Source organism: Dolichospermum planctonicum, from assembly GCF_005402965.1.
Classification (GTDB): Bacteria; Cyanobacteriota; Cyanobacteriia; order Cyanobacteriales; family Nostocaceae; genus Dolichospermum; species Dolichospermum planctonicum.
The window spans coordinates 44,324-60,263 of sequence record NZ_BJCF01000027.1 but is presented as its reverse complement, the minus strand read 5'-3'; the positions used below and the strand labels follow the sequence as shown (position 1 = coordinate 60,263).

Here is a 15,940-nt window from a genome sequence, read left to right as displayed (position 1 = left end):
ACACCACCCCCCTTTTAATGATATGTATTCTCATTAAGCTTATTTCTCTTTAATTGATCGTTAGTTATTATGTACTACTATCTCTGCTTTTTTGATCTGTGACAGTTCAGGGTGCGGAATGTGGGATATAATATAGCGAACTGCTTGCAGCAGCGCTTCGCTATCGCTATCTTACTCAAAAAGCTATTCCCTGTTCCCTGTCAGCTGTCACCTAATTTATGTCAGAATCAGGATATCCAGGATGAAAGGATGTACAGGATGAAGATGAGGATTTTTTGATGATGTCAATGATTTAATATGGTGGGTTACTATATTATATAGCGAACTGCTTGCAGCAGCGCTTCGCTATCGCTATCCTACTCAAAAAGCTATTCCCTGTTCCCTGTCAGCTGTCACCTGTCACCTAATTTCAGATAGTTCTTCCTTATCAAGATTAGGATAACATATTTCAAATCCTTTGTCAACACCTAAAAATAAAATTTTTCGCGGTTTTTTTGCGTCTTGTGATAATTGTAGGTTGGGTTAAGCGACAACGTAACCCAACAAAGTCCTAACAACAAAGTCCCTAAGTTATTGGGTTGAGAAAACCCAACAAAGTTATTAACTAAATAGGAAAGTACCTCCGAACAGGTTTACATTCGCATTGGTGCTATTAAATCCTGATGTACCGGATAAAGTCACTAATAATTGACCAGTACCAAAACCAGCATTACCAATAATACCATCCCCAGCCCGCACTAATGTAGAAGTACCTGATGTAATCACATCAAAATTGGCAATACCTGTAAAGTTCAGTTTATCGCCACCGACACCGCGCACAAATTGGTAAACTGTATCTGTACCATCACCAAAAATGTAGTTAACGTTATCTACAACATTATCGTTTAAACCCAAATACAAGCTATCGCTACCCACACCACCAATTAAAGTATCTGCACCCGCATTACCTGTGAGGGTATCATTTCCTAAACCACTGGTGAGAATGTTAGCTGCTGCGTTACCTGTAATGCTGTTATTTAGTTCATTACCTGTACCATTAATAGCAGTTGTTCCCTGTAATGTTAGGTTTTCGGTATTGGAGGTTAAGGTATAGGTTACAGTTGTGAAAACGCTATCTGTTCCTTGATTTATTGATTCCGTGATGATATCTGCTGTATTGTCCACATAATAGGAGTCATTACCAGCGCCACCAAGGAGGGTATCAGCACCCGCACCACCTGTGAGAACGTTATTACCAGTATTACCTGTAATGCTGTTATTTAGTTCATTACCTGTACCGTTAATAGCGGTTGTTCCCTGTAATGTTAGGTTTTCGGTATTGGAGGTTAAGGTATAGGTTACAGTTGTGAAAACGCTATCTGTTCCTTGATTAGCATTTTCTGTGATGCTATCTGCTGTATTGTCCACATAGTAGGAGTCATTACCAGCGCCACCAATCATAGTATCTGCACCCGTACCACCTGTGAGAACATTATCGGCTGCGTTACCTGTAATGATATTATTCAGGTTATTACCTGTACCATTAATCGCAGTTGTTCCTTGTAAAGTCAGGTTTTCGGTGTAGGTTGTTATAGTGTAAGTTACAGTGCTGAAAACGCTATCTAGTCCTTGTCCTACTAATTCCGTGATGGTATCTGCTGTATTGTCTACATAGTAGGAATCGTTACCAACACCACCAATGAGGGTATCATTACCTAAATCACCAATGAGGGTATCATTTCCTAAACCACCATTAAGAGTGTTGTTGCCAGTATTGCCTGTAATGATATTATTGAGGTTATTACCTGTACCGTTAATAGCGGTTGTTCCCTGTAACGTTAGGTTTTCTAAGTTGGCTTTTAATGTCCAAGTGATAGAAGATTCAACAGTATCTATTCCAGCATTTAAACCTTCAGCAATGATATCACCAATATCGTCTACGACAAAGGTATCATTTCCTTTACCACCGATTAATAAATCTGCACCTGTTCCCCCGTTCAGATAGTCATTACCATCTCCACCACTTAAAAAGTCTATACCTGTTCCCCCGTTCAGAGTGTCATTACCGTCTCCACCGGTTAAATCATCGTTTCCTGTACCACCTTTAACCCAATCATTACCAGTAGTACCATCAAAGCTGATAGTACCCGCAAAGCTAGTTAAATCAAAGCGTTCAAATCCGAATACTGTTGTTCCAGGAATATCTAATTGATTGGTGGTGTTACTGGTATCTATGGAGATAAGATCATTAACTGTTCCTCCGCTGATAATTAAGGTGTCTGTGCCATTACCACCTTTGATGATGTCGTTTTGTTGTAAATTGGCCAATATGCTGGTGATGGTGTCGTCTCCATAGTCAGCATCTATGATATCTTGTTGGGCTGTGGTGGTGAAACTTTCGTTATCGTTAATGTCAGTTACTCCAATGGTTAATTGTCTTTCAAAGAATAACCCACTCTGGTCTGTTGTCCTCAGTCGAATGCTATAACTGTTTTTGGTTTCAAAGTCAAAGACAGCGTTGGTTTTGAGTTGATTATTGGTAATAGTAAATAAACTATTATCTGTTGCACCTGTGCCGGTGACTAAGCTATAAGTAAAGGTGTTTCCTGTATCTGGGTCTGTGGTGGAAAGATTACCCACTACTGTACCAATAACTTGGTTTTCGGCAATTGTGCTGGTGGAGAGTGTGAGGTTGGTGGGTGCTTGGTTAGTAAACTCACTCACATTAATAATCTTTAAACCACCGTCACCATCAGCCACATAGGCGTAATTACCCACTACTTGCACACCCTGAGCATAGCCAGATGTATCATAATTGCCCTTGAGGGTGGGGGTAGTGGGGTTGCTTATGTCTATTATTTGTAGTCCTCCATACCAACCATCAGCTACGTAAGCATAGTTACCCACTACTTGCACACCCCAAGCATAGCCAGATGTATCATAATTGCCCTTGAGGGTGGGGGTAGTGGGGTTGCTGATATCAATGATTTGTAGTCCTGAATCATAATCAGCTATGTAAGCATAGTTACCCACTATTTGCACACCTCTAGCCTCGCCAGATGTATCATAATTGCCTTTGAGGGTGGGGGTAGTGGGGTTGCTTATGTCTATTATTTGTAGTCCTCCATACCAACCATCAGCAACATAAGCGTAGTTACCCACCACTTGCACACCATAAGCATCGCCAGATGTATCATAATAGCCTTTGCGGGTAGGGGTAGTGGGGTTGCTAATGTCTATTATTTGTAGTCCTGAATCCCTATAAGCAATATATGCGTAGTTGCCCACTACTTGCACACCTTCAGTAAAGCCATATGTATTATCCTCATAATATATATTATAATTGCCCTTGAGGGTGGGGGTAGTGGGGTTGCTAATATCTATTATTTGTAGTGAAGAACCATCAGCCACATAGGCATATTGACCCACTACTTGCACATCATAAGCACTGCCAGATGTATCATAATTGCCCTTGAGGGTGGGGGTAGTGGGGTTGCTAATGTCTATTATTTGTAGTCCTGACCAACCATGAGCTACATAAGCGTAGTTACCGACAACTTGCACACCTCTAGCATATTCATGTGTATTATAATTGCCCTTGACTGTGGGGGTAGTGGGGTTGCTGATATCAATGATTTGTAGTCCTGAAGTCCAATCAGCTACGTAAGCATAGTTACCGACTACTTGCACACCATAAGCACTGCCAGAGGCATTATAAGTGCCCTTGAGGGTGGGGGTAGTGGGGTTGCTAATGTCTATGATTTCTAGTCCTGAATTATCATAAACAACATAAGCGTAGTCACCCACCACTTGCACACCATTAGCATAGTTAGGTGTATCATAACTCCCCTTGAGGGTGGGGTTTGTGGGGTTGCTAATGTCTATGATTTGTAGTCCTGAAACACTATAAACAACATAAGCGTAGTCACCTACCACTTGCACACCTACAGCATAGTCAAAAATATCGCTATTCGTATCATAATTGCCCTTGAGGGTGGGGGTAGTGGGGTTGCTAATATCAATGATTTGTAGTCCTGAATCAAAATCAGCAACATAAGCGTAGTCACCCACTACTTGCACACCTCTAGCATAGCTACTATTATAACTGCCTTTGCGGGTGGGGGTAGTGGGGTTGCTAATGTCTATTATTTGTAGTCCTAAAAAACGATCAGCCAGATAAGCGTAGTCACCCACCACTTGCACACCCCAAGCATAGTCAGATGTATTATAACTGCCTTTACGGGTGGGGGTAGTGGGGTTACTAATGTCTATTATTTGCAGTCCTGAAAAACTATCGGCAACATAGGCATAGTTACCTACCACTTGCACACTATTACCATCATAAATATCGTAACTTCCCTTGACAAGGGGTTGGGCAGGGTTGCTAATATCAATGATCTCCAACCTATCCCCCACGGCATAGGCATAATTACCCACCACTGTCACAGCATTCGCATAGGTTAAAAAATCCCACTCTCCCACTAATGTGGGTGCAAATACTCCCTGGTAGGTGTTGAGGGTTTCCGCAACAATATCTGACAAATGTAGAGACGTTCTATGGAATGTCTCTGTAACGGGAATATTTACCTCTAACTGCCAATTTCCCCCTAATGCTGCATTGCCGGTTTTTGTGGTGGAGGCGCTAATGGTGGCGTTGGTAATTTGATGTAATTTGTGAATAAATTCTGCCCCAGCGTCGCCAGCAGCGACGTTACAGCCATATAGTAAAATATTCTGAGGTTGCCACTGTTGTAACTGTTGGGTGTAATTGTGAATATTGGTTAAGTTTAGTTGACTATTACCTAAATATAAGCATCCGGGCGCACCGTGGGAAAGGATGTGAATGGTGGTGATGTGGGGATGTTGTTGTAAAATTTGGCTAATTTGCTCGATTCCGTCTTGCTCTGGGGAAATAATAACTGTTTTTACGCCTTCGATAATTCCTGCTTGGAGGGTGTGATAGTCGGAAAGGGAGGCATCTATAAAAACAATTGTTGTTGCGGTTTGACGGAGAAAAGAGTTGTTAGACATAATTTTTTCCTTTGCACCTGGTACTGTTGGTTTTTGTTATATGGGGTAGAAAATGAGCAACTTCACGTAATAAAACCTTGTCATAATATAATTTTAATTGATTAAAGTCAGAACTACAACCGTATATTTTTAGATTTAATGTGTGTTAGTTAGTGTCACATACATAATACTCTGGTAACATTCATGCTTTTACATTTGTCAGAATCAGGATATCCAGGATGAAAGGATGTACAGGATGAAGATGGGGATTTTCTGATGATGTCAATGATTTAAAATGGTGCGTTACTAGTCGCTAACACACCCTACTCAAAAAGCTGTTCCCTGTCACCTATCACCTGTTACCTGTCACCTAATTTATGTCAGAATCAGGATATCCAGGATGAAAGGATGTACAGGATGAGGAGGGGGATTTTCTGATGATGTCAATGATTTAAAATGATGCGCTACTAGTCGCTAACACACCCTACTCAAAAAGCTGTTCCCTGTCACCTATCACCTGTTACCTGTCACCTAATTTATGTCAGAATCAGGATATCCAGGATGAAAGGATATACAGGATGAAGATGGGGATTTTATGATGATGTCAATGATTTAAAATGGTGCGTTACTAGTCGCTAACACACCCTACTCAAAAAGCTGTTCCCTATTCCCTGTCACCTATCACCTGTTACCTGTCACCTAATTTATGTCAGAATCAGGATATCCAGGATGAAAGGATGTACAGGATGAGGAGGGGGATTTTCTGATGATGTCAATGATTTAAAATGGTGCGTTACTAGTCGCTAACACACCTTACTCAAAAAGCTGTTCCCTGTCACCTATCCCCGTGGCGTAGCACCTGTCACCTAATTTATGTCAGAATCAGGATATCCAGGATGAAAGGATGTACAGGATGAGGAGGGGGATTTTCTGATGATGTCAATGATTTAAAATGGTGCGTTACTAATCGCTAACACACCCTACTCAAAAAGCTGTTCCCTGTCACCTATCCCCGTGGCGTATCACCTGTCACCTAATAAGATATTCTGTCTATGCGTCTGAGTTCACTTGATGTGTTTCGTGGTATTACCATTGCAGCGATGATTCTTGCTAATATGGCAGGAGTCGCTGATGATGTTTATCGTTCCCTGAGTCATGCACAATGGCACGGTTGTACACCCACCGATTTAATATTTCCTTTCTTTTTATTCATTGTTGGTGTAGCAATGACTTTTTCTCTGTCAAAATATACAGCAGAGAACAAACCTAACAAAGCAGTTTATTTACGTATTCTCCGTCGGGCTGCTATTTTATTTATTTTGGGTTTACTGTTAAATGGTTTTTGGAATCAAGGTATTTGGACATTTGATTTAAGTAGTATCCGCTTGATGGGGATATTACAACGAATTGCTTTAACCTACTTATTTGCATCTTTGATAGTTTTAAAATTACCTCAGAAAAATCAATGGCTAGTAGCAGGAGGATTACTAATTGGTTATTGGCTGATAATGATGTATATTCCTGTTCCTAATTATGGTGCAGGAGTGCTGACGAGAGAAGGTAATTTTGGGGCATTTATTGATAGATTAATTATTCCCAAAGCACATTTATATAAAGGTGATGGATTTAATTTCATGGGAGATCCTGAAGGACTTTTTAGCACTATTCCAGCGATAGTTAGCGTTTTAGCTGGGTATTTTACTGGACAATGGATCAAAGATAAAAAACAGGCTAATTCCCAAACTAGCATGGATTTGGTATTATTTGGTTTATGTTGTTTAGTAATTGCAATTATTTGGGATGTGGCATTTCCCATTAATAAGAAAATTTGGACGAGTTCCTATGTTTTATTTACCACTGGTTGGGCATTAATGTTATTAGCAGCTTGTTATGAGTTGATAGAAGTGAGGTTAATAAAACGCTGGAGTAAACCTTTTGAAATTATGGGACTAAATGCGATCGCTCTTTTTGTGGCTTCGGTAATTCTAATTAAAATTACAGTAAAAACCCAAATTGGTACAGGTGAAAATGCCATTAGTATCTATAATTGGATTTATCAAAATATTTTTGCATCTTGGGCGGGAAATTTCAACGGTTCATTTTTATTTGCACTTGTTACCCTGTTATTTTGGTATAGTGTTGCTGTTTTGATGTATCAGAAACGCTGGTTTATTAAAGTGTAAATAAAACTCTTGTGGGACGGGCATCTTGCCTGTCCAAATTCTGTAATAAATTCATTCTTTCACCTCAAAATCTACTTTATCATAGATATCTTCCAGCAAAATTTGACAAGCAATAGCAGCTAAAGCCGTTGGTCTGTAACAAAAACTTGATAGGGTTGACGTTTAAGAGCAAAATTTAGTATGGCATAAAAATTGCCAGCAAGTTGGTTGTGATCTGGTGTTCCGCCTGTCTTATGTATAATTAATCCATTAATATATTCATGTCGTATATCTGAATTTACTTCTAGTTCTAGATATTCTGCGGGTGAATAGTAGAGTGTTTCTTGTGCAATAGTCATGATATTTTAACTCCCAAGGCTGCAAGTTGTTCATTTATTCAAATAGTGTAGTAAACCCTTCTTGGGTAAAGTGTCTGTCATGAGTTAGTATTTCAGTAATGCCTAATTGCTTCATAGTTTGCATAGAAATACAATCTGTGAGGCTGTATTCTTTGTCAGCACGTTGTTTATAAAGTTCAAGCCCTGCTAAAAATGTTTTATGAGTTTGGGGTATAATCTGCACATAATCATTGTGCAAAATATCTTGAACTCTATTAATAGCATTTTGCCTTGTTTTACTATCATAAGTTGAGAAGAAATTGAGAAACTCTGTTAACACTTCATCCGTTGTTACTAGATAAACTGAAACAAGGTTTTTACTATAATTTATTACGGTTAAATGCCATTCATCTTTAGGATTAAATAAGGCAACCCAGTAAAAAGTATCTACGAATAATGTTTTCATAATTATTGTTTGGGTTTACCGTAAAGATAATGATCAATTTGTGCTGCACCATCTCTAGGTAATTGGGCAATAACTTCTTCTGTTAAATCTTGATTACCTTCTTCAAATATTTCCCAAATTGGTTTACTTTTCTGTTGCTGTTCACTAGATTCTATAGTTAATTGATTAGCAGAATTAGACTCATTAGTTTGTTGATTTCTTCTGTTTTTAGCAAATAATAAAAAATCTAACAATTCTTCAATGAGATTTTCTGGTATTTGTTCGATTTCTCTGATTAGTTGTTCTTTAGCTGTCATAGTTTTACCTCATTTCAGATTTTATTCATCTAGAGAATTAATACCCAAGGCTGCAAGTTGTTGATTTATCCAAGCTAATAATAATTTTATTCACTAAACGCCGAGAAGTTCCAGAAATACTGGAACTCTCAAACTAGATACCCGAATTAGTGTAAAACTAATTCCTACATTTTGAGTCAGTTAACACAATATTTGTGACTTTACTTAACAAAATCAACCCACCAATTAAACCAGAACTTCCTGGGCTGCCAACACATTAATCTCATCTAAAATCCGCCAAATTTCCTGCATCATAGGATCTAAACCAGTGCGAGTTACCGCCGAAATTATGAAAACTGGGGCTAAGGCCAGATGATTTAATTGTGTAGCTAAAGCTTGCAAATCAACGGTTTCCCTATCAACAGCATCTATTTTATTCAAAGCTAAAATTTGCGGACGTTTAGCTAAACCTCGTCCATAGGCTTTAAGTTCTTCTTGAATGGTATGATAATCAGCAATGACATCTTCACTTGTCGCGTCAATTAAGTGTAATAAAACCCTTGTCCGTTCAATGTGACGTAGGAAATCATGACCTAAACCCGCTCCATGGGAAGCACCCGCAATTAAACCAGGAATATCGGCGAAAACCGTACCATCACCCGTGGGTTTTTTGACTACACCCAAATTAGGAATTAAAGTAGTAAATGGATAATCGGCTATTTTGGGACGCGCAGCCGATAAAGAAGAAATTAATGTAGATTTACCAGCATTTGGTAAACCAATAATTCCCACTTCTGCTAACAGTTTCAACTCTAAACGTAATACCTTTTTTTCACCTTCTAAACCAGGAAGTGCATATTCGGGAACGCGGTTACGGTTACTTAAAAAATGTTGATTTCCCAGTCCACCTTTTCCACCTTCTGCAACTCGAAAAACTTGTCCAGGTTCAACTATATCGCATAGTAAAACACTTGTTACCGCATCATAAACAGCAGTACCACAGGGAACTTCGATAATTAGATCTTTCCCCCCTGCTCCAGTGCAATTATTTGGACCACCGCGTTCTCCGTCCTCGGCTTTAAACAGATGTTTATATCGAAAATCTAGTAAGGTTTGGAGGTTGGTATCAGCCACAAAAATTACTGAACCACCTTTGCCCCCATTTCCTCCAGAAGGACCCCCTGCGGGTACATATTTCTCTCTTCGGAAAGCGACAATACCATCACCTCCTTTACCTGCTTCTACTTCAATTACTGATTGGTCTATAAATTGCATAATTAGTCAGTTGTCAGTTGTCATTTTCTTTTTGAAAAATTACCAATATATTTTTCGGTAATTCGGTAATATACCATTTTCTAGTCCACTGAGGTACAAAATTATCTGCTTTTATCTGCGGTGAACTTCTCTATTTTTGTACCTATTTTGTACCTATGAGGATGGGAAATGCTATTAACTTTAAATATAAGGTGTAATATCCTCACCACAGTCATCTGCTAAGTATGAAAGAGCGCGGAAGCGTAAACCTACCATTTGTTCATAAAGGGGGTTAATTTTACAAAGTGGGGGAATATGAACTATTTTCCGGCCAAATAAAGTTACATCTCTTTCAAAGGGACATTGGGAAGGAATCATTTTACACAAAAACCGCGCTACTCTGGGATCTTGAATATCTAACCCGTCTAACCATTGACGCAAGGGATTTAAAACATCAGATGTTGGGGGGGGTTGAAGTCCAGCCGGTGGGGAATCTTGGGTTTGTGTGCTATCCTCTAGGGTATGACGTAAGGCTGTGAGTAAATTTTCTTGCAGTTCTAATTTTTGACATAATTGCTGAAGTAGATCATCTTCACTAGGAGAGTATATACCATCAGCGATCGCTACCATTACCGCTGTCCGCAAAAAATTTTCCGCTATGGGTGTACCTTTACCCAATATAGCCGCTAATTCATCAACTCCAATTATTTCTAGGCTATCCCATTCCACCGTAGGGGTTAATTCATTTTTGGTCAGATTAGTAATTAATTCCTGTTCTTGAGCATCAAAATTACCATCTGCCCAAGCAATTGTCAGTAATCCACGCAACCAAGCAATAATTTGTTCACTACTGTAAGGAGTTTGAGCAACACTGATCATCATAACTCACGCCTCAAAATTTTCTTAGTCAATATTCAGCTATCTTGAAATAGACAATAATTACTCATGTCCTTGATTTCTTTGAGAAATCAGGGATTTAAAGTTCTAGTCCTGCTTTCATATTATTCGCAACGGCATAAATTATGGGTATAATTGGTTATATTTATAATAAATCAGGTGTAAAGTATGTTTTCTTTTGGTATTGAACATGAAGTGGCTTTTCTTAATCATCAAGGAAAATTCGCCGATTTCCATAATACAAAATTTGCCGATTTTCAGCAAATTATTGATAGATTACCCATTTATGCCACTGACTACCCACAATTAAGAGTTGGTGATGCTGGAATTAAGAAAAAGCGTTGGTATATTGAAGGATTTGAAAGATTTAGCGAGTCTGAAGAAGTAATTGACTGTTTAGCTAAAGGGATTGAAATTAGAACCACTATCCATTCTACTATTCAAGGCGCAATTGATGAATTAACAGCCAGTTTTAATTTACTCTGTGAAGTTGCTGCTAATTTTGGTTTTTCGCCAGTTCTAGCCAGTTTTAACCCCTATACTTGCGTATTTCAGCCAGAACCTCCATTAAATGATTTTGAAATTAGACAATTACAAGCTTATCCAGATGAACAAACTGCTCATATTTACATGGTTTCTTATGGACCAGATTTGAATATTTCCTGGGAAAATTTGTCTACTGAAAAGTTAATTGATATTGGTAAAAAGTTGACCTATTACAGTCCTTATATCATTCCTTTTAGTTATAGTTCCCCTTTTTATGATGGTGATTTATGGACAGGTTTATCAGTGAGGACATTTATCAGAACTGGAAAAAGATCAGCAGCATTAGTTTTTGTGGAAACAGCAGAAGAAATAATCAAAAGTGTTCCCTCATTAACAAAAATTGCCCGCATTCCTTCAGAAGTGGGACGGATAGAATTTAAAGCCTGTGATAGTTGTGATAATTTTGCTATTTATGCAGGTTTATTAGCTTTATTAAAAGGTTTAGTATTAGATGAAACTTTACCAGGCAGAGCCATTATACCTGATACTAACTTACATCAAATTTCGGCAAAATATGGCTTTGAAAATGAAGATATTTTCCTTAATTCTACCAAACTTTTACAAACTGCGGAAATTGCCCTTAAAGATGATTCGGACGTTGAATTTTTAGCCCCACTAAAAGTCATTTTATCAGAGCAAAAAACAAAATCCCATGAATTAATTCAGTTATTTGAAAATTTAGGTTCAATTGAATTAACTCTCAAGGAGACCTATCACAAATTATCACAAAGATGAAAACTGCTGTAATTAGCAATACTACATTTTTAATTCTTCTCTAGGGTGCTAGGGGGAATTTTTTCAATGGGAATTAGTGTTTCCATAACAGTTTTAGCAATGGGTGCAGCTACTGTAGAACCATAGGCATTTTCTCCCTTGGGTTCGTCTACAATTGCAAAAACCACATAACGGGGAGATTCCACAGGTAAAATAGCGACAAAACTAGTAATTCGCGCACCTTTAATATATCCACCATTAGGACTGGCTTTTTGGGCTGTTCCCGTTTTTCCACCAATACGATATCCTGAAATTCTTGCCGCTTTACCAGAACCTTCATTAATTACTGTTTCCATCATTTCTACAACATGATGAGTAATTGTAGGTGAAAAAACTTGTCTTGGTTCTGGGAGATTAACTGAATAGTGTATCTGTTCTTGACTGTCAATTAGTCCTCGAACTACATGAGGTGTAACTAATTTACCACCATTAGCTAATGCTCCGTGCAGTTGTACCAATTGTAAGGGAGTCAGAGAAAAGCCTTGTCCAAAAGATGTAGTTGCTGGTTCAATAGCTGAAGAGATAAATTTTTCTTGATTTTTTAATTGACCGCTGACTTCAAAAGGTAAATCTGTTTTAACTTTTTGTCCTAGTCTTAAACGTTCTAGCCAATTGTAGTATATGGATGGTTTTAATCGTTGCATCATTCTTACCATGCCAATATTACTAGAAGTTTGTAAAATTTGAGGAATAGTCAATTGACGATAACCAGTTTTTTCGGCATTTTTGATAGTATGTGTACCAATTTGGATAGAACCAGGATCTTCAAATATATCATCTGGTTTAATGATACCATTTTCTAAAGCGATCGCCACATTTACAGGTTTAAATGTTGATCCCGGTTCATAAAGATCAGCTACAGTCCAGTTTTTAAATAAGGAAATATCAGACTTAGCATACTCATTGGGATTATAAGTAGGCTGAGAAACCAAAGCCAGCAAAGAACCATCAAGTGCATCCATGACAATTACTGCACCTCGTTTGGCTTTAAACTTAGTCATCTGTTGTTTTAAAGCCGTACGCGCTGCCCGTTGTAGACGGCTATCAATAGTTAATTGCAGTTTCAAATCATCAAAATGCAGTAGTCCCTGAGTCGCGTAATCTGGCATTAATGACCCATTACCAGTCTTACTCATTCGCACCGTTTGTCCAGGGCGTTCTAGCAACTTCTCCTGACTGTATTCTACACCGGCTTGGCCACGACGGTCAAGATTAACATAGCCTATCACATCTGCCGCCAAATCATCTTGGGGATAAAATCGGGAGTATTTTTGAATAAACTCAAACCCATTTAAACGTAATGATATCAATTTATCAGAAATTTCCTCGGATACACCAGAAGCTAATAAAATACCACTACTTTTACTTTGGAATATTTTAACTAGTTCGTCCTTATTTTTACCAATAATCAGACCTATTTTTTCGGCAATTTTCTCCTGAGAATAATCAAATAATTTGGGATGGGCATATAAATTATATACGGGGCGGTCAATAGCTAACACATTATTATTTCTATCTGCCACTGGACGACGAGGAATGTACAGGCGTAAATTGACCATTTGCTGATTTCGCGCCCTCTGAGTCAATTTTTTTCCCTGAACAATTTGTAGCTGATATAAGTTCAATGCTAACCCTACCATAGCAATCATTAACACACCCCATACAGCTAACAGTCGTAATTTGGTGTTGGGGCTGTTTTCTGGTATTTTCGGAGCAATATTTACCGGTGGGGGTTGTTTAAAGAACTTTCGTTCCCGTCTGAATACTAAATTACGTAAATTTCCGAATTTTTTTTGACTTGATAGCTTTCGCATTGCCATAACTTATGTTTGATAATTAACAATTAACAATAGACAATTACAGCAGATTTTACATCAATGCTGTATCAATTATTAATTATTTTAATATCCCAGTGGAGATGGAGGTTCTGGTTGTGGGTCTGGTTGGGAAGTTGATAATGACGACTGAGGATAATTACTAAATTTCGGTGGTAAAAAAATTGTTTTCTCAGAGGTGGGTGATACCAATTCCGTATCAGGCTTTTCTGCCTCTTGTGCCATCTTGCTAGTCAGTGTTGCATTAGCAGTATTTAACTGTCGCTCATGACGTTGTAGGTTTTTAAATTTGCGGTAAGACTGACTCCAAAGCTCTTGGGAATATACTGTCCAACCATAAACTATTAATGCCGCTACCACTAATACAAATGCTAAAACTGACGAATAGCGATTGACTTTATATAGACGTAGCAACCATACAGGTATAGTTCCAGTATCACTAATGTCATGTAAACTGGTACTTGATTGCTCTTGGGTATAAGCAATGGGTTTTTTACGTCGTTCTCGGATTGCTGTATTATTTCTGCCAAATACGGAAAAGTTGAGCCAACTATCCTGAGTAACGGGGGATTTGAGTGCTGTCGCTTCCCTAGCAAGTCGGGAGGAACTCTGTATTTTTTTATCAAGACTCCGAGAACGTCGTCTATTTAACAAAGGAGAGTTGCGCCAGAACCAAGTATTTTTTGCCAAAACGGCTGATTTACGTTCAAGAACCATAATTTTTCTAATGGTAAATACTCTATCTTCGATGATGATGATATCTTGCCTAAAGTTACATTTCTAGATCAAGTTGGAGCTATTCTAACCTTGAGGAAGGCAAAAATTACGATTAGTTCGTATTACATATAACCCACAGAAGTGTTACGAAACATAATAGGTTGAAATATGTAATGAGAAAGCCGTTAAAAAAAATCAATAAATAAGGTATCTTATTCAACAGGCGAAATATTTTATGCCCACAATTGGTGAAAGAGGAGTTATGAAGACAAAAGTTTTTGGTTTGGCTCTTATGTTAAGTCTTGCTACCATGCTTGGAGCTTGTGAAGGTGGCGGTGGACCAACCGCTACTCCTAGTTCTCCAGCAGCAACAGCGGGTGGTGAACCAGCAGATACTGGTGCTACCCCTAAAGCGACAACATCTCCCACAGCGACAACATCTCCTACAGCGACTCCCAAAAAACCTTAGTATAGGATTGTGAGTCTTAACTCCTGGGCTGGATTTAATTCTTGCCCAGAGTAAGTTCTTCTTGTTGGTTTTGCCAGTAATCAGAATAATGTCAATGTATGTTGCTACTGCAATTTAGTACATCCCATTATTGTCGCAAAGCTCGGTTAGCCTTGGGTTATAAGGGAATTAGTTATCAAACTGAAGATCTCACCCCAGGGCTACATATCTTGAAGGTAAAGTCGTTAACTGGGTTAACGACGCTACCTGTTCTATTACCCCAAATTATAGGACAACCTGAAGCTATTGCTGACTCTACGGAAATTTGCAAATTTTTAGAAAGTTATCAACCTGAACCTCCTCTATTTTTAACCGATTTAGCAGAGCAAAGTCAAGCTGCGATGTTAGAAGATTGGTTAGATGAAAGCATAGGTACGGCTACTAGGTTTGTATATTATCAATTTCGCGCTGGTGAGGGTAAAGCAATTGACCCATCACTATTTAGCCAAATGGTGATTAAAATAGTTAGACAACAATATGGTATTAATGATACTACTGTTGAATTAGCTCAAAAAAGACTCGCCAATGCTTTGTCAGTATTATCTATGTATTGGCAAAATAGCGATTATTTAGTGGGTGGCCGTTTGAGTATAGCTGATATTGCCGCAGCAGCTTTGTTGAGTCCTTTAGCACTAATTCCTGATTATCGTCAGCAATATCCGCAGGTTTTTGCACGCATTATCAATATCCACCAATTATGCTCTGAACCATTACCACCAGGACTTTAGAAATTAAAGCAGGATTCGGAAGGTTTGATAGATGAAACCCATACTTTTTTTTATTCTGAGTGTTACTACTAGTGTTTTGGTCGTTTTAGTAGGTCATTATGGTCAAACGGTAATGGCATTACCACCACAAGAAGATATACCAGAGGAGATATTGCGAACAGAAATTATTTTAGCAGCGCGATCGCCCATTGATGGTAAAGTGGTTACGCCGGCCGAATATGCCCAATTAGAAGCACAAATGGAAATTAGTCCGCCACCACGGTTAAATGCTACCATCCGCGATCAATTTTTTCTGTTACAAATACGGAAGGTATTATTACAAATTTTCCCATTTTTAAATATTTAGTGAAGAAAAGGGATAAACAATAAGTAATATTTATGATCAATAATCAATGACTAATGACTAATGACTAAAGATGCGAGAATATAAAGAGATAAAAAGTAGATTTAG

At 38.4% G+C, this 15,940-nt stretch carries 12 protein-coding genes and 1 pseudogene; 5 read left to right on the top strand and 8 right to left on the bottom strand.

Going from position 1 to position 15,940, the window contains the following annotated elements; genetic code table 11:
* Positions 1-600 precede the first annotated feature (600 nt).
* Entirely contained in the window at positions 601-5,010 is a 4,410-nt protein-coding gene (locus tag FFO06_RS12770) for a DUF4347 domain-containing protein (protein WP_137908382.1), read from the bottom strand.
* A 1,031-nt stretch (positions 5,011-6,041) separates the two neighbouring features.
* On the opposite strand from FFO06_RS12770, the gene FFO06_RS12765 reads away from it, so the two are divergent.
* Positions 6,042-7,172 (top strand): acyltransferase family protein, encoded by a 1,131-nt coding sequence (locus FFO06_RS12765; protein ID WP_137908381.1) that lies wholly within the window; start codon positions 6,042-6,044, stop codon positions 7,170-7,172.
* Between the two features lie 122 nt (positions 7,173-7,294).
* Here the strand turns inward: FFO06_RS12765 and FFO06_RS12760 are convergent.
* The 5 genes and pseudogenes from FFO06_RS12760 to FFO06_RS12740 all read right to left on the bottom strand — a co-directional run.
* Positions 7,295-7,510: pseudogene (locus FFO06_RS12760) on the bottom strand (Uma2 family endonuclease); the annotation flags it as partial.
* Between the two features lie 34 nt (positions 7,511-7,544).
* Positions 7,545-7,955 carry a type II toxin-antitoxin system VapC family toxin gene (locus FFO06_RS12755; protein WP_137908380.1) on the bottom strand — a complete coding sequence of 137 codons (411 nt, stop codon included), beginning with the start codon at positions 7,953-7,955 and terminating at the stop codon, positions 7,545-7,547.
* 2 nt (positions 7,956-7,957) lie between these two features.
* Complete coding sequence (locus tag FFO06_RS12750; RefSeq protein ID WP_137908379.1) at positions 7,958-8,251, bottom strand: hypothetical protein; 294 nt, start codon at positions 8,249-8,251, stop codon at positions 7,958-7,960.
* A gap of 225 nt (positions 8,252-8,476) precedes the next feature.
* Positions 8,477-9,505: a GTPase ObgE gene (obgE, locus tag FFO06_RS12745; RefSeq protein ID WP_137908378.1), complete on the bottom strand. Its 1,029-nt coding sequence runs from the start codon at positions 9,503-9,505 to the stop codon at positions 8,477-8,479.
* 180 nt (positions 9,506-9,685) lie between these two features.
* Positions 9,686-10,363 carry a Mo-dependent nitrogenase C-terminal domain-containing protein gene (locus tag FFO06_RS12740; protein ID WP_137908387.1) on the bottom strand — a complete coding sequence of 226 codons (678 nt, stop codon included), beginning with the start codon at positions 10,361-10,363 and terminating at the stop codon, positions 9,686-9,688.
* 186 nt (positions 10,364-10,549) lie between these two features.
* On the opposite strand from FFO06_RS12740, the gene FFO06_RS12735 reads away from it, so the two are divergent.
* A complete protein-coding gene (locus FFO06_RS12735; protein WP_137908377.1) occupies positions 10,550-11,662 on the top strand; it encodes a glutamate--cysteine ligase in 1,113 nt (370 codons plus the stop codon).
* A gap of 29 nt (positions 11,663-11,691) precedes the next feature.
* Here the strand turns inward: FFO06_RS12735 and FFO06_RS12730 are convergent, their stop codons facing one another.
* Positions 11,692-13,515 (bottom strand): peptidoglycan D,D-transpeptidase FtsI family protein, encoded by a 1,824-nt coding sequence (locus FFO06_RS12730; protein ID WP_137908376.1) that lies wholly within the window; start codon positions 13,513-13,515, stop codon positions 11,692-11,694.
* 87 nt (positions 13,516-13,602) lie between these two features.
* A complete protein-coding gene (locus FFO06_RS12725; RefSeq protein ID WP_137908375.1) occupies positions 13,603-14,253 on the bottom strand; it encodes a hypothetical protein in 651 nt (216 codons plus the stop codon).
* Between the two features lie 235 nt (positions 14,254-14,488).
* Here FFO06_RS12725 and FFO06_RS12720 point away from each other — a divergent pair, with 235 nt between their 5' ends.
* The 3 genes from FFO06_RS12720 to FFO06_RS12710 all read left to right on the top strand — a co-directional run bounded on the left by FFO06_RS12720 (position 14,489) and on the right by FFO06_RS12710 (position 15,835).
* Positions 14,489-14,722, top strand: a complete 234-nt coding sequence (locus FFO06_RS12720) for a hypothetical protein (protein WP_370743745.1) — start codon at positions 14,489-14,491, stop codon at positions 14,720-14,722.
* 98 nt (positions 14,723-14,820) lie between these two features.
* Entirely contained in the window at positions 14,821-15,489 is a 669-nt protein-coding gene (locus FFO06_RS12715) for a glutathione S-transferase family protein (protein ID WP_137908373.1), read from the top strand.
* A 31-nt stretch (positions 15,490-15,520) separates the two neighbouring features.
* A complete protein-coding gene (locus FFO06_RS12710; protein WP_137908372.1) occupies positions 15,521-15,835 on the top strand; it encodes a hypothetical protein in 315 nt (104 codons plus the stop codon).
* The last annotated feature ends 105 nt before the right edge of the window (positions 15,836-15,940 follow it).